The sequence below is a fragment of the Rhodobacter sp. 4.3.4 genome (assembly GCF_058724655.1).
In genome coordinates this window covers 311,911-335,899 of the sequence record NZ_CM178967.1, presented here as the reverse complement: position 1 = coordinate 335,899, position 23,989 = coordinate 311,911, and the positions used below count along the sequence as shown (strand labels likewise).

The 23,989-nt window shown below is 66.8% G+C and carries 23 protein-coding genes; 15 read left to right on the top strand and 8 right to left on the bottom strand.

The features are described 5' to 3' along the window. Positions 1 to 100 precede the first annotated feature (100 nt). Genes AC4PTB_RS01565 through rbfA form a run of 4 tightly spaced genes read right to left on the bottom strand, consistent with a single transcriptional unit; the run spans position 101 to position 2,745 of the window. A complete protein-coding gene (locus tag AC4PTB_RS01565) occupies positions 101 to 619 on the bottom strand; it encodes a DUF1643 domain-containing protein (RefSeq protein WP_492191377.1) in 519 nt (172 codons plus the stop codon). Further along, entirely contained in the window at positions 616 to 1,527 is a 912-nt protein-coding gene (truB, locus tag AC4PTB_RS01560; protein WP_492191376.1) for a tRNA pseudouridine(55) synthase TruB, read from the bottom strand. The genes AC4PTB_RS01565 and truB overlap by 4 nt, the downstream gene beginning before the upstream one ends. 50 nt (positions 1,528 to 1,577) lie before the next feature. Further along, on the bottom strand, positions 1,578 to 2,321 hold the full coding sequence (locus AC4PTB_RS01555) for a phosphodiester glycosidase family protein (RefSeq protein ID WP_492191375.1): 744 nt from the start codon (positions 2,319 to 2,321) through the stop codon (positions 1,578 to 1,580). Then, positions 2,311 to 2,745 carry a 30S ribosome-binding factor RbfA gene (gene rbfA, locus AC4PTB_RS01550; protein ID WP_492191374.1) on the bottom strand — a complete coding sequence of 145 codons (435 nt, stop codon included), beginning with the start codon at positions 2,743 to 2,745 and terminating at the stop codon, positions 2,311 to 2,313. The genes AC4PTB_RS01555 and rbfA overlap by 11 nt, the downstream gene beginning before the upstream one ends. Positions 2,746 to 2,863: 118 nt before the next feature. Between rbfA and dapB the strand changes: the two genes are divergently transcribed. Next, entirely contained in the window at positions 2,864 to 3,673 is an 810-nt protein-coding gene (gene dapB / locus AC4PTB_RS01545) for a 4-hydroxy-tetrahydrodipicolinate reductase (RefSeq protein WP_492191373.1), read from the top strand. 92 nt (positions 3,674 to 3,765) lie between these two features. Here the strand turns inward: dapB and AC4PTB_RS01540 are convergent, their stop codons facing one another. After that, positions 3,766 to 3,945: a DUF1674 domain-containing protein gene (locus tag AC4PTB_RS01540; protein WP_492191372.1), complete on the bottom strand. Its 180-nt coding sequence runs from the start codon at positions 3,943 to 3,945 to the stop codon at positions 3,766 to 3,768. Positions 3,946 to 4,023: 78 nt separating this feature from the next. Between AC4PTB_RS01540 and AC4PTB_RS01535 the strand changes: the two genes are divergently transcribed. From AC4PTB_RS01535 to AC4PTB_RS01490, 10 genes are all read left to right on the top strand, one after another. Beyond that, entirely contained in the window at positions 4,024 to 5,289 is a 1,266-nt protein-coding gene (locus AC4PTB_RS01535) for an RsmB/NOP family class I SAM-dependent RNA methyltransferase (RefSeq protein WP_492191371.1), read from the top strand. 94 nt (positions 5,290 to 5,383) lie between these two features. Next, positions 5,384 to 7,144 (top strand): heparinase II/III family protein, encoded by a 1,761-nt coding sequence (locus tag AC4PTB_RS01530; protein ID WP_492191370.1) that lies wholly within the window; start codon positions 5,384 to 5,386, stop codon positions 7,142 to 7,144. A 39-nt stretch (positions 7,145 to 7,183) separates the two neighbouring features. Then, a complete protein-coding gene (purH, locus tag AC4PTB_RS01525; protein ID WP_492191369.1) occupies positions 7,184 to 8,770 on the top strand; it encodes a bifunctional phosphoribosylaminoimidazolecarboxamide formyltransferase/IMP cyclohydrolase in 1,587 nt (528 codons plus the stop codon). A gap of 6 nt (positions 8,771 to 8,776) precedes the next feature. Continuing rightward, positions 8,777 to 9,253 carry a signal peptidase II gene (gene lspA, locus AC4PTB_RS01520; RefSeq protein WP_492191368.1) on the top strand — a complete coding sequence of 159 codons (477 nt, stop codon included), beginning with the start codon at positions 8,777 to 8,779 and terminating at the stop codon, positions 9,251 to 9,253. A gap of 67 nt (positions 9,254 to 9,320) precedes the next feature. Then, the gene (locus AC4PTB_RS01515) at positions 9,321 to 9,875 is read left to right on the top strand and encodes a DUF3035 domain-containing protein (RefSeq protein WP_492191367.1); all 555 of its coding nucleotides are present in this window, start codon (positions 9,321 to 9,323) and stop codon (positions 9,873 to 9,875) included. A 90-nt stretch (positions 9,876 to 9,965) separates the two neighbouring features. Beyond that, positions 9,966 to 11,378: a M16 family metallopeptidase gene (locus AC4PTB_RS01510; RefSeq protein ID WP_492191366.1), complete on the top strand. Its 1,413-nt coding sequence runs from the start codon at positions 9,966 to 9,968 to the stop codon at positions 11,376 to 11,378. After that, positions 11,375 to 12,691 carry a M16 family metallopeptidase gene (locus AC4PTB_RS01505; RefSeq protein ID WP_492191365.1) on the top strand — a complete coding sequence of 439 codons (1,317 nt, stop codon included), beginning with the start codon at positions 11,375 to 11,377 and terminating at the stop codon, positions 12,689 to 12,691. Before AC4PTB_RS01510 ends, AC4PTB_RS01505 begins: the two co-directional genes overlap by 4 nt. Before the next feature lie 47 nt (positions 12,692 to 12,738). Continuing rightward, positions 12,739 to 14,592 (top strand): DNA mismatch repair endonuclease MutL, encoded by a 1,854-nt coding sequence (gene mutL, locus AC4PTB_RS01500; protein ID WP_492191364.1) that lies wholly within the window; start codon positions 12,739 to 12,741, stop codon positions 14,590 to 14,592. Next, positions 14,589 to 15,740, top strand: a complete 1,152-nt coding sequence (locus AC4PTB_RS01495; RefSeq protein ID WP_492191363.1) for a DNA recombination protein RmuC — start codon at positions 14,589 to 14,591, stop codon at positions 15,738 to 15,740. Before mutL ends, AC4PTB_RS01495 begins: the two co-directional genes overlap by 4 nt. A gap of 58 nt (positions 15,741 to 15,798) precedes the next feature. Continuing rightward, positions 15,799 to 16,143 carry a DUF3775 domain-containing protein gene (locus tag AC4PTB_RS01490; protein ID WP_492191362.1) on the top strand — a complete coding sequence of 115 codons (345 nt, stop codon included), beginning with the start codon at positions 15,799 to 15,801 and terminating at the stop codon, positions 16,141 to 16,143. Between the two features lie 131 nt (positions 16,144 to 16,274). Here the strand turns inward: AC4PTB_RS01490 and AC4PTB_RS01485 are convergent, their stop codons facing one another. Beyond that, the gene (locus AC4PTB_RS01485; protein ID WP_013066010.1) at positions 16,275 to 16,961 is read right to left on the bottom strand and encodes a response regulator transcription factor; all 687 of its coding nucleotides are present in this window, start codon (positions 16,959 to 16,961) and stop codon (positions 16,275 to 16,277) included. A 144-nt stretch (positions 16,962 to 17,105) separates the two neighbouring features. Between AC4PTB_RS01485 and ribA the strand changes: the two genes are divergently transcribed. Together ribA and AC4PTB_RS01475 are read left to right on the top strand one after the other, a co-directional pair. Then, positions 17,106 to 18,185 (top strand): GTP cyclohydrolase II, encoded by a 1,080-nt coding sequence (ribA, locus tag AC4PTB_RS01480; protein ID WP_492191361.1) that lies wholly within the window; start codon positions 17,106 to 17,108, stop codon positions 18,183 to 18,185. Continuing rightward, positions 18,182 to 18,736, top strand: a complete 555-nt coding sequence (locus AC4PTB_RS01475) for a L,D-transpeptidase family protein (protein ID WP_492191360.1) — start codon at positions 18,182 to 18,184, stop codon at positions 18,734 to 18,736. The genes ribA and AC4PTB_RS01475 overlap by 4 nt, the downstream gene beginning before the upstream one ends. Here the strand turns inward: AC4PTB_RS01475 and AC4PTB_RS01470 are convergent. Both AC4PTB_RS01470 and AC4PTB_RS01465 read right to left on the bottom strand, forming a co-directional pair. Beyond that, complete coding sequence (locus AC4PTB_RS01470; RefSeq protein ID WP_492191359.1) at positions 18,733 to 19,395, bottom strand: YggS family pyridoxal phosphate-dependent enzyme; 663 nt, start codon at positions 19,393 to 19,395, stop codon at positions 18,733 to 18,735. The genes AC4PTB_RS01475 and AC4PTB_RS01470 overlap by 4 nt on opposite strands. A gap of 92 nt (positions 19,396 to 19,487) precedes the next feature. Further along, complete coding sequence (locus AC4PTB_RS01465) at positions 19,488 to 20,486, bottom strand: porin (protein WP_492191358.1); 999 nt, start codon at positions 20,484 to 20,486, stop codon at positions 19,488 to 19,490. A 290-nt stretch (positions 20,487 to 20,776) separates the two neighbouring features. Here AC4PTB_RS01465 and AC4PTB_RS01460 point away from each other — a divergent pair, with 290 nt between their 5' ends. Beyond that, positions 20,777 to 21,286: a DUF3576 domain-containing protein gene (locus tag AC4PTB_RS01460; RefSeq protein ID WP_492191357.1), complete on the top strand. Its 510-nt coding sequence runs from the start codon at positions 20,777 to 20,779 to the stop codon at positions 21,284 to 21,286. A 146-nt stretch (positions 21,287 to 21,432) separates the two neighbouring features. Further along, on the top strand, positions 21,433 to 23,988 hold the full coding sequence (leuS, locus tag AC4PTB_RS01455; RefSeq protein WP_492191356.1) for a leucine--tRNA ligase: 2,556 nt from the start codon (positions 21,433 to 21,435) through the stop codon (positions 23,986 to 23,988). Position 23,989 lies beyond the last annotated feature (1 nt).

The window sequence follows — 23,989 nt, the reverse complement described above, 5'->3', positions numbered from 1 at the left end:
CATAGCCGAAACCGCCGCGCGGAACAAAAGCAAACTCGGCGAAAACAGGGTCGCGAGGCGGTTTTCCCGGGGCCGTGGTTAAGCTTGCCCCCCGCCCGGGTCAGCGCCAGAGCTGCAACGGCTGCGCATAGCCGATGTAAAGCGGATGTTTCGGCGCCCCGGCGGCGGTCAGGCCCAGATGGTGCAGATCGCGCCCCGATTCGCGCAGCAGCTGCGCCACCGCCGCACCGCGGTTCAGATGCGCCCCATGCGTGCCCCAGGCGCAGATGATCCGGTCCGCCGGTCCGCCCGCCCAATCCACGCTCTCGCGGATCGCGGCATCGTTGTCCGGCCCGACCGGATCGGCCACGGCCCGCATCGCGCGCGGATCGGTGGCGCGAAAGGCGAAGATGTTCGTCACCCGGAAGGCGCCAAAGCCCAAGGCCCGCGCCCGGCGTTCGCAGCGCTCGACCGTGGGGTCGTTCTGCACCTCGGTCGCGGTCGAGGGGTTGAGCATCACGAACAGCGCCCGCGGCAGGGCACCGTCCCAGACCCGCGTCAGCAGATAGCGATAGGCCTCGCAGTCGGAATAGACCGCCACCGAGGGGGCATCGCCCTTGACATGGGTCCGGGTGATCATGCCCCGGTCCGGTTGAAGACGCGCTCGGGGTGGACCTCGCCGCCCATGTAGCGGCCCACCGCGATGGCCAGACCGTGATGGCTGACCCAGACCTCGGTGCCGAAGTCGATGCCCGAACAGATCACCTGACCCGGGTTGCCATGGCTCAGCCGCACCGCGCCCTCGACGGTGGCCTTGACCTCGGGCAGATCATCCAGCCCCAGTTCCAGCGGCAGCAGTTGCGCGTCCAGCTCCGGCGTCCGCGCCATCCGGTCGATCTCGTCAAGGCTCAGACCCTTCTCCGCCTCGAACGGGCCCGACCAGACCCGGCGCAACCAAAGCACATGGCCAAGGCAGCCCAGGGCCTGCCCCAGATCGCGGGCGATCGCACGCACATAGCCGCCCTTGCCGCAGACCATCTCCAGCTCCACCGTGTCGGCATCGGGCCGCGAAATCATCTCCAGGCTTTCGACCCAGAGCGGGCGGGCGGCAAGATCCATGTCGACGCCCTCGCGGGCCAGATCATAGGCGCGCTCGCCCTCGACCTTCACCGCGGAATATTGTGGCGGCACCTGCAGGATGTCGCCCCGGAACGCCCCCAGCGCGGCCGCGATCTCGGCATCGCTCGGGCGGCTGTCGGAGCGCGCGACGATCGCCCCCTCGGCATCGTCGGTCGCCGTCGCCGCGCCAAAGCGCACCTGAAAGCGGTAGCATTTCAGCGCATCGGTGATGAAGGGCACGGTCTTCGTCGCCTCGCCCAAAGCCACCGCCAGAACGCCGGTCGCGGCCGGGTCGAGCGTGCCCGCATGGCCGGCCTTTTTCGCGTCAAAGGCCCAGCGCACCTTTCCGACGACCGCGGTCGAGGTCACCCCCGCAGGTTTGTCGACGACAACCCAGCCCGAAATCTCGCGACCCTTCTTGCGACCCATGACCGTCTCCCTGATGCAGGCCCGCCTGCTAGCGCCTTGCGGCCTGCGGGTCAATCGCGGGCAACAAGCCCGACCATCGGACCAAGCGGCAGGCCGAAATCGGCGCGGCCCTGCGCGGGCACGAACAGCCGCGAAATCGAGCCGTCGAAATAAAGCGCATTCGGCGCCCCAAGGCTGTCGCGGAAGAAGCGGGCGAAGCGGTGGAAGGTCACGGGCCGGTCGGAAATCACGAACCAGGCGGTCTGCCCGTCGGCCGAAACCCCCACCCCGTTGCGGATATAGGTCGAGGTGCTGTCGGGCAGGAACCGCGGATGCAGCGCGCCGTCGATCACCAGCATCGGGCCGGATTGCGTGGCAAAGCGGCAGGCGGGCGGGGCGGCGGCAAAGGCCCGGCTCTCGATCACCGCGAAACGGTCCGAGATGCAGAAGACCCCGTTCGGCAACATGCCGAAATTCCCCGGCCCCTCGCGGGTAACGATCGGCGCAAGTTCGATGCCGTTTTCGATGTAAAGCCCGGCCGGATCGCGGCTTGGCGCATACATCCCGGCATTCATCGCAAAGACCAGCCGTTCGCCCGGCGCCAGCCCGGCCTTGACCCGCTCGGCATTGCCCAGAATCTGGCCCTGATCGTTCTTCAGCCACAGCCGCACATCCTGCCCGGCCTGCGCCTGACAGACGGTGAAGGGCGTGTCCTCGAAAGTGACGGTGTGGCAGGGATCGGCCGCCAGCGCGAGGCGCGGCACAATCAGCGCCAGCGCCGCGAACAGCCGCGCCCAGAGTGGCTTAATCGTCATCGCCTGCATCGTCATCCCGCGCCGCAATATCGCGCTGCACGGTTTCATCGGAAAACAGCCGCCGCGTCTCGTCAAGCCGGTCAAAGGTCTCGTCCATGCGAAACCGCAGGTCGGGCGCGTATTTCAGCGTCATCGCCTTGGCCACATGATGGCGCAGCTCGCCCGAATGACGGCGCAGCGCCGCCAGCATCGCCTCGGCGCTCTCGCCCCCCAGCGTGCCGCCCAGCGGCGCCACATAGACCGTCGCCACCTTCAGATCTGGCGAGGTCCGCACCTCGCCCACGGTGATCGAGATCTTGTTGAGGTCCGGGTCATGCACATCGCCGCGCAAAAGCACGTCGGAAAGGGTGCGCCGGATCAGTTCGCCGACGCGAAGCTGACGTTGCGAGGGGCCATCGCCCGAGGAGAAACGGTTCTTTGCCATGCCCCGCACATAGGGCTTTCGGGCCCTTTCCGCAACGGGGGCCGCAACGGGGCCCATAACGGGGCTTTGCCAAGCGGGCGGGCGCGGGCTAGGAAGGGCGAAACGCATGGAGAGACAAATGACTGACCTGCCGGGGATCGTGATCACGGGGATTTCGGGACGCATGGGGCGGATGCTGGCGGCAACCGTCGCCGCCTCGGACAAGGCGCGGCTTGTCGGGGCGGTCGAGCGCGCGGGCCATGACTGGATCGGCCGCGATCTGGGCGAGGCGCTGGGCGGGCCAAAAAACGGTGTCATCGTCACCGATGATCCGCTCGAAGCCTTTGCGAAGGCGCAGGCGGTGATCGATTTCACCGCGCCTGCAGCGACGCTCGAATTTGCGCGGCTCGCCGCACAGGCCCGCGCCGTGCATGTGATCGGCACGACGGGCTTCGAGAAAGAGCAGATCGCGGCGCTGGAACCCGCCTCGCGGCATTCGGTGCAGATCCGGGCGGGCAACATGAGCCTTGGCGTGAACCTGCTGACGAAACTCGCAAAGACCGTGGCGCAGGCGCTGGATGCCGATTGGGACATCGAAGTGGTCGAGGCGCATCACAACCGCAAGGTCGATGCCCCCTCGGGCACGGCGCTGATGCTGGGTCAGGCCGCCGCCGACGGCCGCGGCATCGATCTGGAGGGCATGACCGAATCGGGTCGGCACGGCCTCACCGGCGCCCGCAAGCACGGCGCCATCGGCTTTTCGGCGATCCGCGGCGGCGATATCGTGGGCGAACATGACGTGATCTTCGCCACGGCGGGCGAGCGCATCGTGCTGCGCCACATCGCCACCGACCGCGCGATCTTCGCCCGCGGCGCGCTCCGGGCCGCGCTCTGGGGGCAGGACAAGACCCCCGGCCAATATGACATGATGGACGTGCTGGGGATCTGACCCAACTCCGCGCCTGATTTCATCTTGCTCGAAATACCTCACTGGGGTGCGGGGGTGTGAAACCCCCGCCGCCACGGTCGGGCACCGGCGCCTCAGAAGTCGATGGCGATGCCCTTCTTCTCCCAATCGCCAAAGCGCACCGGCTCGGGTCCGTCGCGGCCGCCGAATTCCTTCGGCAAGTCCGCGGCTTTCGCCGCCTTGCGCCGTTCCTCGGCCTCGGCCAGCGCGCGGATCGCGGCGGGGGGCAGCTCCTTCGGGGCGTCTTCGCTCATCAAGGCCTCCGGCTTTGCGTTTCGGGTCGGGCCTGATATAGGCCGCCCCATCCACGCGAACAAGCAAGGGAAAGCGCCATGGCTTCGATCGATCCGGCCCGCCGTGCGGCAGCGGCGCTTCTGTCCGGCGTGCTGCAGGAACGGCTGACCTTGGCCGAACAGGCGGGCGAGCTGGCCGCGCTGGCGCCGCCCGACCGCGCCCGGGCGCAGCGGATCGCGCTGGCCACGCTGCGCAACCTCACCCGCGCCGATGCGATGCTGAAGCCGCATCTGCGCAAGGCGCCGCCGCCCGATCTGCATGTGCTTTTGCGCCTCGGCACGGTCGAGATCTGCGCATTGGGCGAAGCGCCCCATGGCGTCACCGACGCGCTTGTCACCCTTGCGCGCTCGGGCGGGCAAAAGACCGAAGGCTTCGCCGGGCTGATCAACGCGGTGCTGCGCAAGATCGCCTCTGACACTGACCGCTGGGCGCGGCTTGATGCCCCCGCGCTGCCGGGCTGGCTGCGCGGGCGGCTGATGTCGGCTTACGGCAAGGTCGCGGTGATGCGGATGGAGGCGGCGCATCTGGCGGGCGCCCCCACCGATCTGTCGGTGAAAGCCGATGCCGAGACCTGGGCCGCGAAACTCGGGGCGGAACTGCTGCCCACCGGCACGCTGCGGCTGACGCAGGCCGGGCAGATCACCGAACTTCCGGGCTATGCGACGGGCGACTGGTGGGTGCAGGATGCCGCCGCCGCCCTGCCCGCCAAGGTTGTGAACGCCCAGCCGGGCGAGCAGGTGCTTGACCTTTGCGCGGCACCCGGCGGCAAGACGCTGCAACTGCTCGCTGCCGGGGCCCGGGTCACCGCGCTGGATGTCTCCGCCCCGCGTCTTGACCGGCTGGAGGAGAATCTGGCCCGCTGCGGGATGCGGGCCGAAACCGTCGTGGCCGATGCGCTCGACTGGGTTCCCGCGGCGCCTTTCGATGCGATCCTGCTCGATGCGCCCTGTTCGGCCACCGGCACGATTCGCCGCCACCCGGATCTGCCCTTCGTGAAAGATGCCAGCGGCATCAAGACCTTGGTGGCGCTGCAGGCGGCGCTGCTGGACCGGGCGCTGGGCTGGCTCAAACCCGGCGGGCGGATGATCTATGCCACCTGCTCGCTTCTGCCCGAGGAGGGCGAGGCGCAGATCGCCGCCGCCCTGACCCGCCATCCGGGGCTGCAGATCCTTCCCGCGACCGTCCCGGGCCTTGATCCCGACTGGCGGACGGAACATGGCTGCCTGCGCCTGCGCCCGGATTTCTGGCCGGACCGCGGCGGGCTTGACGGCTTCTTCATCGCCGTGCTGCGGCGGGACGGCTGACCGGAAAAACACCCGATGACAGGACCCGGGCAGGACTTTATTCTGCGCCAGAAACGACAGCAGGCATGACGGTTCACATTCAAGGGCAGGCAGGATGACGGGGGGAAAGGGCAAATCCGCGCGGGCCGGGTCGCGGCGGCGGCTGACCGGCCTGCTTGACCGGCTGGCGGCGTTGCGCGCCACCATGGCCAGCCCCGCCACCGGCTTCGTCAGCCAGCCCGAGCCGCGCTCAATCGGCTCCTTTGCCCGCGGACGGCAGATGATCGCCGGGAATTTCCTTTTTGCCGGGTTTCTGGTCGAGGGGCCGGACCGCTCGATCTGGGATCTGCCCGTCCCCGACCCCAGCTTCGAGGAGGCGCTGCAGGGGTTCACCTGGCTTGACGATCTGGCCGCGGTGGGCGACCGGCCCGCGCGCGACAGGGCGCAGGCCTGGGTCTTTGACTGGATCGCCCGCTATGGCCGGGCCCGGGGGCCGGGCTGGACCCCGGATCTGACCGGGCGGCGGCTGATCCGGCTGATCAATCATGCGCTGTTCCTGCTCAATGGCCGCGACAAGACCGAGGCGCAGGCCTTCTTCCGCTCGCTCGGCCAGCAGACGCTGTTTCTGGCGCGGCGCTGGCGCTCGGCCAGCCCCGGCCTGCCGCGGGTCGAGGCGCTGACCGGGCTGATTTATGCGAGCCTCGCGCTGACCGGGATGGAGCGCCATGCCGGGGCCGCCTCCGAGGCTTTGGCCGCCGAATGCACCGAGGATATCGACGCGGCAGGCGCCATTCCCACCCGCAACCCCGAGGAATTGCTGGAAGTCCTGACGCTGCTTTTGTGGGCCGCCGATGCGATGACCGCGGCCGGGCGCACGCCTTTGCCCGAGCATCTGGCCGCGATCGCGCGGATCGCGCCGACGCTGCGGGCGTTGCGCCATGCCGATGGCGGGCTGGCGCGGTTTCATGGCGGTGGCCGCGGCGCCGAGGGGCGGCTGGACAGCGCGCTGAACGCCTCCGGCACCCGGGCCGTGGCGCGGACCGGGCTGGCGATGGGCTTTGCCCGGCTGCATGCCGGGCGCAGCAGCCTGATCGTCGATGCCGCGCCCCCGCCCAAGGGCGCCGCCTCGGCCAATGCCCATGCCTCGACGCTGGCCTTTGAACTCACCTCGGGGCGCTGGCCGCTGATCGTCAACTGCGGCTCGGGGGCGATGTTCGGCCCCGACTGGCACCGCGCCGGCCGCGCCACGCCCAGCCATTCGACGCTAGCGATCGAGGGCTATTCCTCGTCGCGGCTTGGCCCCGCCCGCCGCACCGGCGCGGCGATGCGAACCTGGCTTGAGGAAACGCCCTCCGAAGTCTGGATGCGGCCGGAAACAGACCCGGCCCGGCATGCGCTTTTCGGCCATGACGGCTATCTGCTCACCCACGGGCTGACCCATATCCGCGAGCTGGAGCTTGCCCCCGATGGCAACGCGCTGAAGGGGATGGACACGCTGGGCGCGATGACCAGCGCCGACAAGGCCCGGTTCGAGACCGTGTTTCAGGCCGATGCGCTGCGCGGCATTCCGTTTCAGATTCGTTTCCACATCCACCCCGAGGTCGATGCCACGCTCGACATGGGCGGCTGGGCGGTGTCGATGGCGCTCAAATCCGGCGAGATCTGGGTTTTCCGCTTCGACGGCCCGGTCGATCTGACGCTCGACCCCTCGGTCTATCTGGAAAAGGGCCGCCTGCGCCCGCGCGCCACGCAACAAATCGTGCTTTCGGGCCGTTTGCAGGCGCCGATCCAGCAAATCGGCTGGACCTTGGCCAAGGCTCAGGATACCCCCGGCGCCAATCCGGGCGCGCCCACGCCGCCCTCTCCCGCTCCCTGACCACGGGCCGCGACGGCCCTTGCAAAGAAGGAAAGTCCCGTGACCCATCCCATTCCGCTCACCCGTGCGCTGCTTTCGGTGTCCGACAAGACCGGTCTGGTCGATTTCGCCCGCGCGCTGGCCGCCCGCGGGGTCGAGCTTCTCTCGACCGGCGGCACCGCCAAGGCGCTGCGCGAAGCCGGGCTTTCGGTGCGTGACGTGGCCGAGGTGACCGGCTTCCCCGAGATGATGGACGGACGGGTGAAGACGCTGCACCCGAAGGTGCATGGCGGGCTTTTGGCGCTGCGCGACAATGCCGAGCATCTGACTGCGATGGAAACCCATGGCATTGAGGTGATCGACCTGCTCGTCGTCAACCTTTACCCGTTCGAGGCCACCGTGGCCAAGGGCGCCGCCTATGACGATTGTATCGAGAATATCGACATCGGCGGCCCGGCGATGATCCGCGCCGCGTCGAAGAACCATGCCTTCGTCGCCACTGTGGTCGATGTCGAGGATTACGCCGCCGTGCTGGCGGAACTGGATGCCAATGACGGCAAGACCACCTTCGCCTTCCGCCAGCGCCTTGCGCAGATCGCCTATGCCCGCACCGCCGCCTATGATGCCGCGGTCTCCACCTGGATGGCGCAGGCGATCGGCGAAGCGGCCCCGCGCCGCCGCGCCTTTGCCGGGACGCTGGCGCAGACCCTGCGCTATGGCGAAAACCCGCATCAGTCGGCCGCCTTCTATCTGGACGGCTCGGCCCGTCCGGGCGTGGCGACGGCGCAGCAGCATCAGGGCAAGGAACTGAGCTACAACAACATCAACGACACCGACGCGGCTTTTGAGCTGGTGGCGGAATTCCCGAACGACGCCCCGGCTTGCGCGATCATCAAACACGCCAACCCCTGCGGCGTGGCCACCGGCAAGACGATGCTCGAAGCCTACACAAGGGCGTTCGACTGCGACCGCACCTCGGCCTTTGGCGGCATCATCGCACTGAACCAGCCCCTTGACGCCGCAACGGCGGAAGAAATCTGCAAGATCTTCACCGAAGTCGTGATCGCCCCCGCGGCCAGCGACGAGGCGAAGGCGATCTTTGCCGCGAAAAAGAACCTGCGCCTGCTGACGACGGGCGCCCTGCCCGACCCGAAAGCGCCGATCACCAGCTTCCGTCAGGTGGCGGGCGGCTTCCTCGTGCAGGGCAAGGACAATGGCGCGATCACGCTCGATGATCTGAAGGTCGTCACCGAACGCGCGCCCTCGGAGCAGGAGCTGAAAGACCTGCTCTTTGCCTGGAAAGTCGCGAAACACGTCAAGTCGAACGCGATCATCTATGTGAAAGACGGCGCCACCGTCGGCGTTGGCGCGGGGCAGATGAGCCGCGTCGACAGCACCCGGATTGCCGCCCGCAAATCCCTCGACATGGCCGAGGTGATGGGCCTGGCCGCGCCGCTGACCCAGGGTTCGGTGGTGGCGTCCGACGCCTTCTTCCCCTTTGCCGATGGTCTGATCACCGCCGCCGAGGCGGGGGCGACGGCGATCATCCAGCCCGGCGGTTCGATGCGTGATCAGGAGGTGATCGACGCCGCGAACGAGCGCGGTCTCGCCATGGTCTTCACCGGCATGCGCCACTTCCGGCACTGAGGCATCATGCGGGTGATGGCGCGGTTTGCGGCAGCGGTGCTGCTGCTCGATCAGGTGACGAAAGTCATCGTCGTGCAATGGATCGGGCTCGACCGGATCGGCCAGATGGCGGTGCTGCCGCCCTGGTTCAACCTGCGCATGGCGTGGAACCGGGGCATCAACTTCGGCCTGTTCGCGGGCGAGGATGAGATCACCCGCTGGGCCCTGGTGGTGATGGCGCTCGCCATCTCGGCCTGGGTCTGGCACTGGGTCAGCCGCCATCCGCAGGGGCTGCGCGGACAGGTCGCCGCGGGTCTGCTCATCGGCGGGGCGCTGGGCAATGTGATCGACCGCATCACCTATGGCGCGGTGGCCGATTTCCTCAATGTCTCGACGCCGTTCTGGGACAACCCGTTTTCCTTCAACGTCGCCGATATCGCCATCTTCCTCGGCGCGGCGGGTCTGGTGCTGTTCACCGGCGAGGGCAAGTCCGGCCGGGGATGAGTGCCTTTGGGACGTGACGGACGGCTGGCGATAGGCTAAGACGGGGCAAACGGCGATGGAGTGCTGCATGCGATCGGTGTCTGGAACGCTCGGGATTGCGCTGGTGACGGCGCTGGCCCTTGGCGGCTGCGGCGGCGCGAAGGACAAACAGCCCGAGCTGATGCACCTGCGGTCCTCGACCTCGGGGCCGGATGAATTCGGCATCCTGCCGACGAAGCCGCTGGCCATGCCCGACAGCCTGACCGAGCTGCCCGCGCCGACGCCGGGGGGCGCGAACATCACCGATCCGACACCGCAGGCCGATGCCGTTGCGGCGCTGGGCGGCGATCCCGCCCGCGTGACCGGCACCGGCCGCGCCGCGGGCGATCGCGGGCTGCTGGGCCATTCGGGGCGCTTCGGCACCGAAGCCGGCATCCGCGACCGGCTTGCCACCGAGGATCTGGAGTGGCGGCGCAAGCATGATGGCCGGTTGCTGGAACGACTGTTCAACATCAACGTCTATCTCAAGGCCTATGCGCCGATGTCGCTTGACCAGCAGGCCGAGCTGGAGCGCTGGCGGCAGCGGGGCCTGCGCACCCCCGCCGCGCCGCCCTCGGGCACGGCGCAGCAGGCGTTGCCGTAACGTCCGTTCAAACCTGCGTCAGCCCCGTGCCGTCACGGTTGCCTGTGGCGGCGACGTGTTTACCATGGCGACAGATCGACGGAGGTGCCCATGCGCACGATGCTTGCCGGATTGTTCCTGACGGCGACGGCTTTTGGCGCTTCAGCCGCGCCGGTGACCCATTTTACCCTGAAGAACGGGCTGGAGGCCGTGGTGATCGAGGATCACCGTGCCCCGGTCGTGGTGCAGATGGTCTGGTACAGGGCCGGATCGGCCGATGAGGTCCGCGGCAAGTCGGGCATCGCCCATTACCTGGAACATCTGATGTTCAAGGGCACCGACACGCTGGCATCGGGCGAATTGTCCAAGGTGGTGGCGGCGAATGGCGGCTCGGACAATGCCTTCACCAGCTATGATTACACCGCCTATTACCAGCGCATCGCCGCCGACCGGCTGGAGCTGGTGATGAAGATGGAAGCCGACCGGATGCGCAACCTGCGCATCTCGCCCGATGACTGGAAGACCGAGCGCGAAGTGATTCTGGAGGAACGCGCCGAGCGCACCGACAGCGACCCTTCGGAGCTTCTGAACGAGCAGATGCTGGCGGCGCAATTCCTCAACAGCCCCTATGGCACGCCGGTGCTTGGCTGGCGCCAGGAGATGGAGGGCCTGACCCGCGAGGATGCGCTGGCCTGGTATAGCCGCTACTACGCGCCGAATGGCGCGGTGCTGGTGGTGGCGGGCGATGTGACGCCCGATCAGGTGAAGCGGCTCGCCGAGACCTATTACGGCCCGCTGGAACCGTCGAAGACCATTCCGCCCCGCATCCGCCCGCAGGAGCCGCCGCAGCTTGCGGCCCGGCGCATGGTGTTTCGCGATGCCCGCATCGCCCAACCCTATGTGGTGCGCAGCTATCTGGCCCCCGAGCGCAACCCGGGCGATCAGAAACAGGCGGCGGCGCTGACGATTCTGGCGGAGCTTCTGGGCGGCAACATGGCCACCTCGGTTCTGGGGCGGAAACTGGTCTTCGAGGCGGGCGATGCGATCCATGTCTCGGCGGGCTATGACGGCATGTCGATCGACAAGACGACCTTCACCCTTGCGGTAATGCCCGCCAAGGATGTCGATCTGCCCCAGGCCGAGGCGGCGCTGGACAAGGCGCTCACCGATTTCTTTGCCGACGGCATCGATCCGGCGCAGTTCGAGCGCATCCGCACGCAGATCCGCGCCGGCCAGATCTATGAACAGGACGATACCGAGGCGCTGGCGCAGCGCTATGGCGAGGCGCTGGCCTCGGGCTTTTCCGTCGCCGATGTCGAGGCCTGGCCGGAGGTGCTGATGTCGGTCACCCCCGACGAGGTGATGGCCGCCGCCACGGCGCTGTTCGATCCGGCGCGCTCGGTGACGGTCTTCGCCGAAACCGCGGGCGGCGGTGCCGCGCCGGTTTCGCCCCCCCCGGTCGCCGTTGGCCCTGTCGCCCCCATCCCCGTCGCACCCGCCCTGACCCCGGAGGCCAAGCAATGACCCCTCGCGCCCCGTTTCGCGTGCTTGCCGCCCTTGCGATGACACTGCTTTCCGCCCTGCCCGCCGCGGCGATCGAGATCACCGAGGTCACCTCGCCCGGCGGCATCAAGGCCTGGCTGGTCGAGGCGCATGACATCCCCTTCACCGCGCTGGAGATCCGCTTTCGCGGCGGCGCGAGCCTCGATGAGCCGGGCAAACGCGGCGCCACCAATCTGATGATGGCGACGCTGGAAGAAGGCTCGGCCGATCTCGACAGCCAGGGCTTCGCCGCGGCGCAGGAAGCACTTGCCGCCAGTTTCCAGTTCGATGTCGATGACGACACGCTGAGCATTTCCGCCCGGATGCTTACCGAAAACCGCGACAAGGCGGTGGATCTGCTGCGCGGGGCGCTGACCGATCCGCATTTCGATCAGGCCTCGGTCGACCGGGTGCGCGGTCAGGTGCTGTCGATCATCGCCTCGGAAACCCAGGACCCGCAGGCGATCGCCGCGCAAACCTTCTACAAGCTGGCCTACGGCGATCATCCCTATGGCAGTTCGGTGAGCGGCACTCTGGACAGCGTGCAGGCGCTGACGCGCGAGGACATGTTCACCGCCAAGGCCCGGGTGATGGCGCGCGACCGGCTGGTGGTCTCGGCGGTGGGCGACATCACCGCCACCGAACTCGGCCCGCTGCTGGACAAGCTTCTGGGCGATCTGCCCGCCACCGGCGCGCCGCTGCCGCCGCGGGCAAATCTGGCGCTGACCGGCGGCGTGACCGTCGTTCCCTTCGACACGCCGCAGGCGACGGTGATCTTTGGCGGACAGGGTCTGGCAATGTCGGACCCGGATTTCTTCCCCGCCTATGTCTTCAACGAGATCCTCGGCGCGGGCGGGTTTTCCTCGCGGCTGATGGATGAGGTGCGCGAAAAGCGCGGCCTGACCTATGGCATCAACACCTATCTCGTGCCGAAGGATCTGGGCGAGACCTGGCAGGGCAGTTTCGCCTCGGCCAATGGCAAGGTCGCGGAGGCGATCGAGATCGTGAAGGCCGAATGGGCGAAGGCCGCGAGTGGCAAGGTCACGGACCGGGAACTGGCCAATGCCAAAACCTATCTGACCGGCGCCTATCCTTTGAACTTTGACGGCAACGGCAATATCGCCGACATTCTGGCGGGGATGCAGCTGAACGGCCTGCCGATCGATTACATCAACAGCCGCAATGACAAGGTGAATGCGGTGACGAAAGACGACATCGCCCGGATGGCGCAGCGGCTGATCAAGGCGGACGGGCTGCGTTTTGTCGTCGTGGGCCAGCCCGAGGGGCTGAAGTAAGCCCGAATCTGTTGGGCTTGATTTCGGGCTGTGCTATCCCTTGTGGCATGAACGCACAGCCCCCCCAAATCGGCGCTTCCCGCCCGGTGATCCGCCAGCTTGACGACGCCGCCGCCAACCGCATCGCGGCGGGCGAGGTGGTGGAACGCCCCGCCTCGGCGGTGAAGGAACTGGTGGAAAACGCGCTCGACGCCGGGGCAAGCCGGATCGAGATCGCCTATTCGGACGGCGGCAAGACGCTGATCCGCATCACGGATGACGGCTGCGGCATGACGGCCGAAGACCTGCCGCTGGCGCTTTGCCGCCATGCCACCTCGAAGATCGACGGCTCGGACCTGCTGAACATCCACACTTTCGGCTTTCGCGGCGAGGCCCTGCCAAGCTTGGGCGCGGTCGGGCGGCTCACCCTCACCTCGCGGGCGGAAGGGTTCGAGGCGGCACAGATCACCGTCGCCGGCGGCAAGATCGGCGCGGTGAAACCGGCGGCGCTGAACCGCGGCACCGTGGTCGAGCTGCGCGATCTGTTCTTTGCCACCCCGGCGCGGCTGAAATTCCTGCGCACCGACCGCACCGAGGCGCAGGCGATCGCCGACACGGTGAAGCGCCTCGCCATGGCCGAGCCCTATGTCAGCTTCAGTTTGCGCGAGATCGCGGGCAGCGAAACGCGGGACATCTTTCGCGCCGATGCCGAACAGGGCGAGCTTTTCGGCGCGCTCTCGGGCCGGTTGGGCCGCATCCTGGGCCGGGCCTTTGCCGACAATGCCGTGGCGCTTGACGCCGAACGCGAGGGCATCCGGCTGACCGGCTATGCCGCCCTGCCCACCTACTCCCGCGGCGCCGCGGTCGAGCAATTCCTCTTCGTCAACGGCCGCCCGGTGCGCGACAAGATGCTTTTGGGCGCGCTGCGGGCCGCTTATATCGACGTGCTCTCCCGCGACCGTCACCCGGCCGCGGTGCTGTTCCTGACCTGCGATCCCGAGTCGGTCGATGTCAACGTCCACCCCGCCAAGGCCGAGGTGCGCTTTCGCGAAGCGGGCGTGCCGCGGGGCCTGATCGTGACCGGCATCCGCCACGCGCTGGCGCAATCGGGGCATCGCTCGTCTTCGACCGTCGCCACCGCCACCTTGGGCGCGATGCAGCCCGAACCGGCGCAGCCCCGCCTCTATCAGATGGAGCGGCCAAGTTACGGCGCCATTCGCAACGCCTTTGCCGCGCAGATGCCCCTGCAAAGCTTCGACGAGGCCCCCCAGCCCTTCACCGCGCCCTTCGCCCCCTCGGCCCGGGTGGAACCGCCCCCGCCCGAGACGGCCGAGCTGATCCACCGCCCCTTGGGCGCTGCGCGGGCGCAGCTGCATGAAAACTACATCATCGCCCAGACCGAGCGCGGCATGGTGATCGTCGATCAGCACGCCGCGCATGAGCGGCTGGTCTATGAACGGCTGAAGGCGCAAAGCGCGGAAAAGGGCATCGCGGCGCAGGCGCTGCTGATCCCCGAAATTGTCGAGCTTTCCCCCGCCGAGGCCGCCCGGCTGCTCGATGTGGCGGACGATCTGCACCGGCTTGGCCTTGCCATCGAGCCCTTTGGCGGCAGCGCCATCGCCGTGCGCGAGACCCCCGCGATCCTCGGCGAAATCAACGCCGCGGCTTTGCTGCGCGATATTCTGGACGAGCTGGCCGATCAGGGCGACAGCCTGCGGCTGCAATCGAAAATCGACGCGGTGCTGTCGCGGATGTCGTGCCACGGCTCGATCCGCTCCGGTCGGCAGATGCGGGTCGAGGAGATGAACGCGCTTCTGCGCGAGATGGAGGCGACGCCGCTTTCGGGCCAGTGCAACCACGGCCGCCCGACCTATGTCGAACTGAAGCTGTCCGACATCGAACGGTTGTTCGGCCGGACATGATCGAACTCGGCCCGCATCTGATTGACCTGCAAGACCCGCTGGTGCAGGGGGCTTTCGGCGCCGCGGGGCTTGTGATCTTGCTGATCGTTCTGATGCTGCGGGCATCCCTGCGCACGGCCAAGGCGCTGGACCCGCTGGCCGGGACCCTGTTGCAACTGGCGCAGCGGGTGCAGGCGCTTTCGGACGGCCAACACCAGCTGGCGGGCGGGCTGCATCATGTCTCCGAAGCCCAGGCGGCCAGCCAAAGCCGGATGCTGCAATTGATGGAGACCCGGCTGGCCGAGGTGAACCGGGCGATGACCGAGAGCCTGCACGGCTCGGCCACCCGCACGGCGCGCAGCCTTGGCGATCTGCAGCAGCGCTTGGCCGCGATCGACAAGGCGCAGGCGAATATCGAGAAGCTCTCGGGCAATGTGCTGGGGCTGCAGGACATTCTGTCGAACAAGCAGACCCGCGGCGCCTTTGGCGAGATCCAGCTGCATGACATCGTGCAAAAGGCGCTGCCGCGCGATTCCTACACGATGCAGGCGACGCTCTCGAACGGGCGCCGCGCCGATTGTCTGATCCATCTGCCGCACCCGCCCGGCCCCATCGTGATCGACAGCAAATTCCCGCTCGAAGCCTATGAGGCCCTGCGCCGCGCCGAGAATCAAAGCCAGCTGATCGAGGCGCAACGGATGATGCGAATCTCGCTGCGCTCCCATATCCGCGCCATTGCGGATCGCTACATCCTTGAGGGCGAGACCTCGGATGGCGCGCTGCTGTTCCTGCCGTCCGAGGCCGTCTATGCGGAACTGCACGCGAATTTCCCCGAACTGGTGCGCGAGGGTTTTGCCGCCAAGGTCTGGATCGTGTCGCCCACCACCTGCATGGCGACGCTGCACACGATGCGCGCGGTGCTGAAAGACGCGCGGATGCGGGCGCAGGCCGGGGCGATCCGCCGCGAACTTGCCGCGCTGCACGCCGATGTCGGGCGGCTGGGGGACCGGGTGGCGAACCTTGATCGCCATTTCACCATGGCCGCGCGGGATATCGAGGAGATCCGGACCTCGGCGGAAAAGGCGGGCAAGCGGGCGCATCGGCTCGACAATTTCGACTTCGAGGAGCTGGCGCCGGAACCGCCCTTGCGGCTTCCCGTCGAAAGCTGAGATGGCGCTTGCGTCACGCCCCGTCCGGGACGAGACTGGCCCCACAGGAGGACGTGTCATGCTGCCGATCAGCTCGTCGAAAATCGCCCATGTGATCATCCGCGCCCGCAAGTTCGATGCCGAAGTGCCCGGCTCCGGTCAGGGGCGCGAGCTGCGCGCCTTCATCGCGGCCTTGAACGAGGATGAGCAGGCGGCGCTGACCGCGCTGATGTGGATCGGCCGCGAGACCTTCGAGGCCGAGGAATTCGACGAGGCCTTCGAGACCGCCAAGGCCGAGGCGACCGCGCCGACCGAGGACTATTTGCTCGGCATTCCGATGCTGGCTGATTACCTGGAAGACGGGCTGAATGCGATGGGGATCAGCCTTGAGGAAGCCGAGGACGAGATCCACCCGACTGTATAAGGGGGGGCGCTGCCCCCCGTCCGCAAGCGGACTCCCCCAGTGGCGTATTTTGCCAAGAAAAAGCCCGGCCTTTCCTTGGCAAAATAGGCCACGGGGGTGCGGGGGTGTGAAACCCCCGCTCCTGAGCTGTGTCAGGCAACCAGCCGGTAACCGCCCGACTCGGTGATCAGCAGCCGGGCATTCGACGGATCGGGCTCGATCTTCTGACGCAGCCGGTAGATGTGGGTTTCCAGCGTATGCGTGGTCACGCCCGCATTGTAGCCCCAGACCTCGTGCAACAGCACATCGCGCGCCACCACCCCGTCCTGCGCCCGATACAGGAACTTCAGGATGTTGGTTTCCTTTTCGGTCAGCCGGATCTTGCGATCCTTGGCGTCGATCAGCATCTTCATCGCCGGCTTGAACGTATACGGGCCGAGCTGGAACACCGCATCTTCCGACTGTTCATGCGTGCGCAGCTGGGCGCGGATGCGGGCCAGCAGCACCGGGAACTTGAACGGCTTGGTGATGTAATCATTCGCGCCGCTGTCCAGCCCAAGGATCGTGTCGGCATCGGTGTCATGGCCGGTCAGCATCATGATCGGGCATTTCACGCCCTGCTTGCGCAGCTTCTTGCACAGCTCCCGGCCGTCGGTATCGGGCAGACCGACATCGAGCATCACCAGATCGTAAAGCGCGCCCTTGGCCTTTTCGACCCCTTCGGCGCCCGAACCCGCCTCGAACACGTCGAATTCCTCGGTCGCGATCAGCTGCTCGGCCAGCGCCTCGCGCAGGTCGCTGTCGTCATCCACCAGAAGAATTTTCTTCAGCCCGGCCATCTTTGCCTCCCGATCTTGGTGCGGTTTGTGTCAAGCTGGACTCTCCTCACGACTGCGGCAAGAGAGGTGAAATCTTTCTCACGCAAGGGTGACGCAGAGGCGGGAAGTGTTTCAATCTGTTTCAACCGCCGCTATCTTCCGGCCATGGAAACGCCCCCTGCCCTCGGCCCGAGCGCCCTTGAACTTGTGAACCGTGCCCGCGCCGATCTGCGGCTCGGGCTTCCCGTCGTGCTCTCGGGGCAGGGACTTGCCGTCGCCATCGAGACGCTCTCGCCCGAGCGTCTGCAGGCGCTGCGCAACGTCGGGCCGCTCACATTGGCGCTGACCTCGTGGCGGGCCGAGACGCTGAAGGCCCGGGTCTATGATGACGACCTTGCCCGGATCGCCGTGCCCGAGGACGCCGATCTGGCCTGGCTGCGGGCGCTGGCCGATCCGGCCGATGATCTGCGTATGCCGATGAAGGGGCCGCTCACCAGCCAGCGCGGCGGGGATGCCACCCTCGCCCGCGCCGCGATCGGGCTTTGCAAGACCGCGCAGCTTCTGCCCGCGGCGCTGCTCGCCCCCCTTCCCGATCCCGCGCCCGAAGCGCTGACAGCGCTTGACGCGGCGCAGCTGCTGCATCTGCTGTCTTCCGAGGCGGTCTTTGCCCCCGTCGCCGCGGCGCGGGTGCCGATGCGGGCCGCGGAAAAGGGACGGCTGCACATCTTCCGCCCCGATGATGGCGGGCCGGAACATTACGCCATCGAGATCGGCTCGCCCGACCGGATGCAGCCGGTTCTGGCGCGGCTGCATTCGGCCTGTTTCACCGGCGATGTGATGGGCTCGCTGAAATGCGATTGCGGGCCGCAGCTGGATGCGGCGCTGCATCAGATGGGGGCCGAGGGCGCGGGCGTGCTGCTTTACCTCAATCAGGAGGGACGCGGCATCGGGCTGGCCAACAAGATGCGCGCCTATTCGCTGCAGGATCAGGGCTTTGATACGGTCGAGGCAAACCACCGGCTGGGCTTCGAGGATGACGAACGCGATTTCCGCATCGGCGCGGCGCTCTTGAAAAAGCTCGGCTTCAGCTCGGTGCGGCTTTTGACCAACAACCCGGCCAAGGTGCGGATGCTGGAAACCCACGGCATTGCGGTGGCGCAGCGGGTGCCGCTCAAGGTCGGCCAAAGCGCCCATAACGAAGCCTATCTTGCGACCAAGGCCGCGAAATCGGGGCATCTGCTGTGATCCGCCTGACCGCCACCGGGCTTCTGTTCCAGGGCCGCCGCCATCCGGTGCAGATCGGCCGCGGCGGGCTGAGCCTGACGAAACGCGAGGGTGACGGCGCCACGCCCATCGGTCGGCTGCGCATCGTCGGGATGCTCTACCGCGCCGACCGCCTGCCGCGCCCCGCACCTTGGGCAAGGCCGATCGGCCCGCAGGATCTGTGGTGCGACGATCCCGACCACCCCGCCTATAACCAGCCCGTCCGCGCGCCGTTCAAAGCCAGCCACGAACGCATGGCCCGCCGCGATCCGCTTTACGACATCGTGCTGATCACCGACTGGAACTACCCGAAAGCGACGCCCGGCAAAGGCTCGGCGATCTTCCTGCATCAGCGCCGCCGCCTGTGTTACCCGACCGCGGGCTGCCTTGCGCTTGACCGCGCCGATCTGCTCAAGCTCGCCCGCAGCCTGAAACCCGGCACGGAACTCCTCATCCCGCCGCTTGCCTGCTTTCATCTTGCGAAAAATATCCCGGGGTCCGGGGCAGCGCCCCGGTCCGCCGACAAGGCCTAGGCGCGCGCCCCGTAATCGCGTGCCCCGAAAATGGCGGACCCCACGCGCACATGCGTCGCCCCCGCCACAATCGCCGCCTCGAAATCCGAACTCATCCCCATCGACAGCCCGGAAAGCCCGTTGCGCGCCGCCATCCCCGCCAGAGCCGCGAAATGCGGGGCGGGGTCTTCCGCTTCCGGCGGAATGCACATCAGCCCGACGACCGGCAGATCCAGCCGCCGCGCCTCGGCGACGAAATCATCCAAAGCTTCGGGCAGAACGCCCGCCTTTTGCGGCTCGGCGCCGGTGTTGACCTGCACGAAGAGATCCGGGCTTGCCCCCCGCGCCTGCGCCAGCGCGGCCAGCTTCACCGCCAAGGAGGGCCGGTCGAGCGTGTGGATCGCCTCGAACAGCGCCACCGCCTGTTTCGCCTTGTTGGTCTGCAACGGCCCGATCATATGCACCGCCACGCCCGGAAACTGATCGCGCCAGGCGGGCCATTTCGCAGCCGCCTCCTGCACGTAATTCTCGCCAAAGAGCCGCTGCCCCTGATCAAGCACCGCCAGAACCCGGTCGGGCGGCTGCACCTTCGACACGGCGATCAGCCGCACCGACCCCTCGGCCCGGCCCGCGGCCCGGGTCGCTTCCGCGATCCGGCTCTCAATCTCCTGCAATCCCATGGCACTCTCCTTCGCGGCGCAATCGAGCACAGGGCGCCGCAAAAGAAAAGAGCGGGCCGAAGCCCGCTCTTTCCCAATCAGGTTCCGAGAGATCAGAACTTGAATTTCACACCCATGTTGGCGACCATGTCGCTGTCCGGGGTGTTGTCGTCTTGCAGACCAGCCGCGATGACCGCGCCGCCGCCGAGATCGTAGTCGGCGCCGAGGCCGTACCAGGTGACCGACTCGTCAACGCCACCGCCGATGTCAACGCCGTTGATCGGGCTCGCCTTTTGCACGTAGCCTTTGACGGTGACCGCACCGAAGGCCGAGGCAACGCTCAGGCCGATCGCATCGTCAATCGGGTTCGCATCGTCGCCGATGGCGTAGTAGGCTTTGACATCGGTGTTGCCGAATTTCGCCATACCGGCCAGTTCGGTTTGCGCAGCATCATCGGCAGCGACAACGCCGTCGATTTTTTCGTAGCCGAGGCCAACGGTGTAGTTGCCGAAGGTGTAAGCACCGGCGACCGAGTAAGCTTGGTCTTCTTCGCTCTCGTTGACGTTCGGGGTCGTCTTGTCGTCAAAGACGCCGTTCTGTTGACCGTCGGTCAGCGCCGCGGCAACCGAGAACGCACCGGCGGTGTAGGTGTACAGCACCGCGGATTGGGTTTGGTTGTCGAGGGTCAGATAGGGGATGTCGTTGGTGAGGCCGAGCGAATCACCAGCCGCGTCCACACCCGAAGTGGTTTGGTCATCACCCAGGTAGCCCACGTCGGCCAGATCGCCGAACAGCTCTTCCGGGGCCGAGGTCACGTCACCCATGGTGATCTTGCCGAAGGCGCCCGACAGGAAGACGGTGCCGCGGCTACCGTTGCGCGGATCTTGCGTGGCATCGCCGCGCAGGTCCGAGGTTTTGAAGGTGGCGCCGAATTCCAGACCGGTGTCCGTGGTGCCCGAGAGCGTGAAGATCACGCGGGCGCGGCTCGAGAAGTTCCACTCGTCGCCATCGTACAGGGTACCCATGCGGGCGTCGCCCGAGAGTTTCACTTCGGCGGCGGCAGCGCCGGCGACCATGACGAGCGCGGTCGACGCGATGAGAAGCTTTTTCATTTTTCCCTCATTTTGCTAAGGTAAGCCCCAACTCAGGGGAATCCGAGGTGGGTATGAGGGCTTTTTCTCTCGCCCCGCCTCATATTGCAACGAAAACGGGACCGAAGCGGCCAAAGCGAAACCGCGTGGTGCAGCTTTGCCACAGTCCCCCGCTGGGACCGGCGGGCGCCGCGCCCCGTTGCGGGCGGACGCGCGGGCGGCTGTACGGGGGAAAAATCTTGTCGCCCCCCCGGCCATCGGCTAGAGACAGGAAAAGCCAATGGGTTCAGCCTGCGGGGGCAGTTGATCGTATGAAGAAAGCAACCTCTTTGCGCACCGGTCTGCTGGTGACGGTCGCGCTTGGTCTGGCAGGCTGCGGCACCTCCAGCGGCAAGCTGTTCAACTGGGGCGGCCCGGCCCGGCCCGCGCCGCAACAGCAGGAAACCGCCCGGGACAAGTTCCATGCCGAACCCAAGCAATCCTCGGTCTGGGATCTGTTTTCGAACAACCAGGATCCGAATGTCGCGATCGGGGTGAACAAATATCTCTGGATGGCCTCGCTTGAAGTGCTCGACTTCCTGCCGATCCAGTCGGTCGATCCGTTCTCGGGGCTGATCGTCACCGGCTATGGCACGCCGCCCGGCGGCGGCAAGGCTTACCGCGCGACGATCCATGTCACCGATCCGGCGCTTGATGCGCGCTCGCTCAAGGTGTCGCTGGAAAGCCGCGGCGGCACGGTCGCGCCCGAAACCGTGCGCGCGGTCGAGGATGCGATCCTGACCCGGGCCCGGCAGCTGCGGATCCGCGACTCGGGTCTTTAAGTCTTTCGACCCTTTCGACAGGGACCTTCTCCCCGCCCGGGCCGTCCCGCGGCGGGGATATTTTGTCACTTGTCCGTGCTGATCACTGGACCTTCCGGCCCCGCGCGGTGTAGCAAACCCGCGACCGATGACGAACGAGGGGCCAGATGTCGCGTTACGAACCGAGCCAGAGCGAACAGAAATGGCAAGCCGCCTGGGAGGCGGCAGGCGTGTTCACCGCGCGGCGGGACCCCGCCAGGCCGAAATATTACGTGCTCGAGATGTTCCCCTATCCCTCGGGGCGCATCCACATGGGCCATGTGCGCAACTACACCATGGGCGATGTCGTGGCGCGCTATAAAATGTCCTGCGGTTTCAGTGTCTTGCACCCGATGGGCTGGGACGCTTTCGGAATGCCCGCGGAAAATGCGGCGATGGAGCGGGGCGGCCATCCGAAGGACTGGACCTATTCCAACATCGCCGACATGCGCGCGCAGATGAAGCCTTTGGGGCTGTCGATCGACTGGAGCCGCGAGTTTGCCACCTGCGACCCGGAATATTACGGCCAGCAGCAGGCGATGTTCCTGGATATGCTGGAGGCCGGTCTCGTCTATCGCAAGAACGCGGTGGTGAACTGGGACCCGGTCGACATGACGGTTCTGGCGAATGAACAGGTCGAGGACGGGCGCGGCTGGCGCTCGGGCGCGCTCGTTGAGCGCAAGGAACTGACGCAGTGGTTCTTCAAGATTTCCGATTTCGCGGGCGAATTGCTGGCGGCGCTGGATGGGTTGAAGGACTGGCCGGAAAAGGTGCGGCTGATGCAGGCGAACTGGATCGGCCAGTCGCGCGGGCTGCAATTCAGCTTCGACACCGTCGATGCGCCGGAAGGTTTCGGCAAGATCGAGGTTTATACCACCCGTCCCGACACGCTGATGGGCGCGTCGTTCGTGGGCATCTCGCCTGATCATCCGCTGGCGAAAGTGCTGGAAGCGGCGAACCCGGAAATGGCCGAGTTCATCGCCCAATGCCGCAAGGGCGGCACCACCGAGGAAGCGATCGAGACCGCCGAGAAGATCGGTCTGGACACCGGCATCCGCGTCAAGCATCCGCTTGATCCCAATTGGGAATTGCCGGTCTGGATCGCGAATTTCATCTTGATGGATTACGGCACCGGGGCGATCTTCGGCTGCCCGGCGCATGACCAGCGCGACTTCGAATTCGCCACGAAATATGCCCTGCCGATCAACCCGGTCTTCACCGCCGAGGGCGCCGAGGAAGCCGTGCTGACCGAAGCCTTCGTGCCGATGAAATCGGAACCCGTGCGCTACATCCGCGGCTTTGCCGGGGACGCCGTGCAGACCGGCGAAGCGGGCGTGGCCGCAGCCATCGCCTTTGCCGAAGCCGCGGGCTGGGGCACCGGCGTGACGAAATATCGTCTGCGCGACTGGGGGCTTTCCCGTCAGCGCTACTGGGGCTGCCCGATTCCCGTCGTGCATTGCGCCGCCTGCGGTGTCGTGCCCGAGAAAAAGGAAAACCTGCCGATCCGGCTGCCCGATGATGTCACCTTCGACAAGCCGGGCAACCCGCTGGACCGGCATCCGACCTGGCGCGATTGCAGCTGCCCGAAATGCGGTGCCCCGGCGCGGCGCGAAACCGACACGATGGACACTTTCGTCGATTCGTCCTGGTATTACGCCCGCTTCACCGCGCCCCATGCGACGTCGCCGACCGTGGCCGAGGATGCCGAGTACTGGATGAACGTCGATCAGTATATCGGCGGCATCGAACATGCGATTCTGCACCTGCTCTATTCGCGCTTCTTCGCCCGGGCGATGGCGAAGACCGGGCACCTGCCCGCGAAGGCGATCGAACCTTTCGACGCGCTCTTCACCCAAGGCATGGTGACGCACGAGATCTACAAGACCACCGACACCAATGGCCGTCCGGTCTGGCACCTGCCCGAAGAGGTGGATCTTGAAACCGGCACGCTGAAGGCGACGGGAGAAAAGGTCGAGATCATCCCCTCGGCCAAGATGTCGAAATCGAAAAAGAACGTCGTCGATCCGATGAACATCATCGCGCAATTCGGCGCCGATACCGCGCGCTGGTTCGTGATGTCGGACAGCCCGCCCGAGCGGGACGTGGAATGGACCGCCTCGGGGGCCGAGGCCGCCTGCAAGCACCTGACCCGGGTGTGGAACCTGTGCGATCGCATCGCCTCGCTGCCCGATGACCTGCCGCCGCGCGAGGACGAGGCGCTGCTTCGGGCCATGCACCGGGCGATTGCCGATGTCACCTTCTCGATCGAGAATTTCGCCTTCAACAAGGCGATTGCGAAGCTTTACGAATTCACCAACACGCTGGCGAAATCGGATGCCAGCAAGCCGGTGCGGCAACAGGCAATGCGGACGCTGGCGCAGCTGATGGCGCCGATGGTGCCGCATCTGGCCGAGGATGTCTGGGCGCATCAGGGCGGCGAAGGCCTGGTCGTGCGCGCGCCCTGGCCCAAGGCCGATCCGGCGATGCTGGTCGAAGATACGGTGACGCTGCCCATCCAGATCAACGGCAAGCGCCGGTCCGAAGTCACCGTGCCGAAGGACATGCCCGCTTCCGAGGTTGAAAAGCTCGTGCTGGCGGACGAGACTGTGATCAAGGTTCTGGCCGGTGGCCAGCCGAAAAAGCTCATCGTTGTGCCGGGGCGCATCGTCAATGTGGTCATCTGAC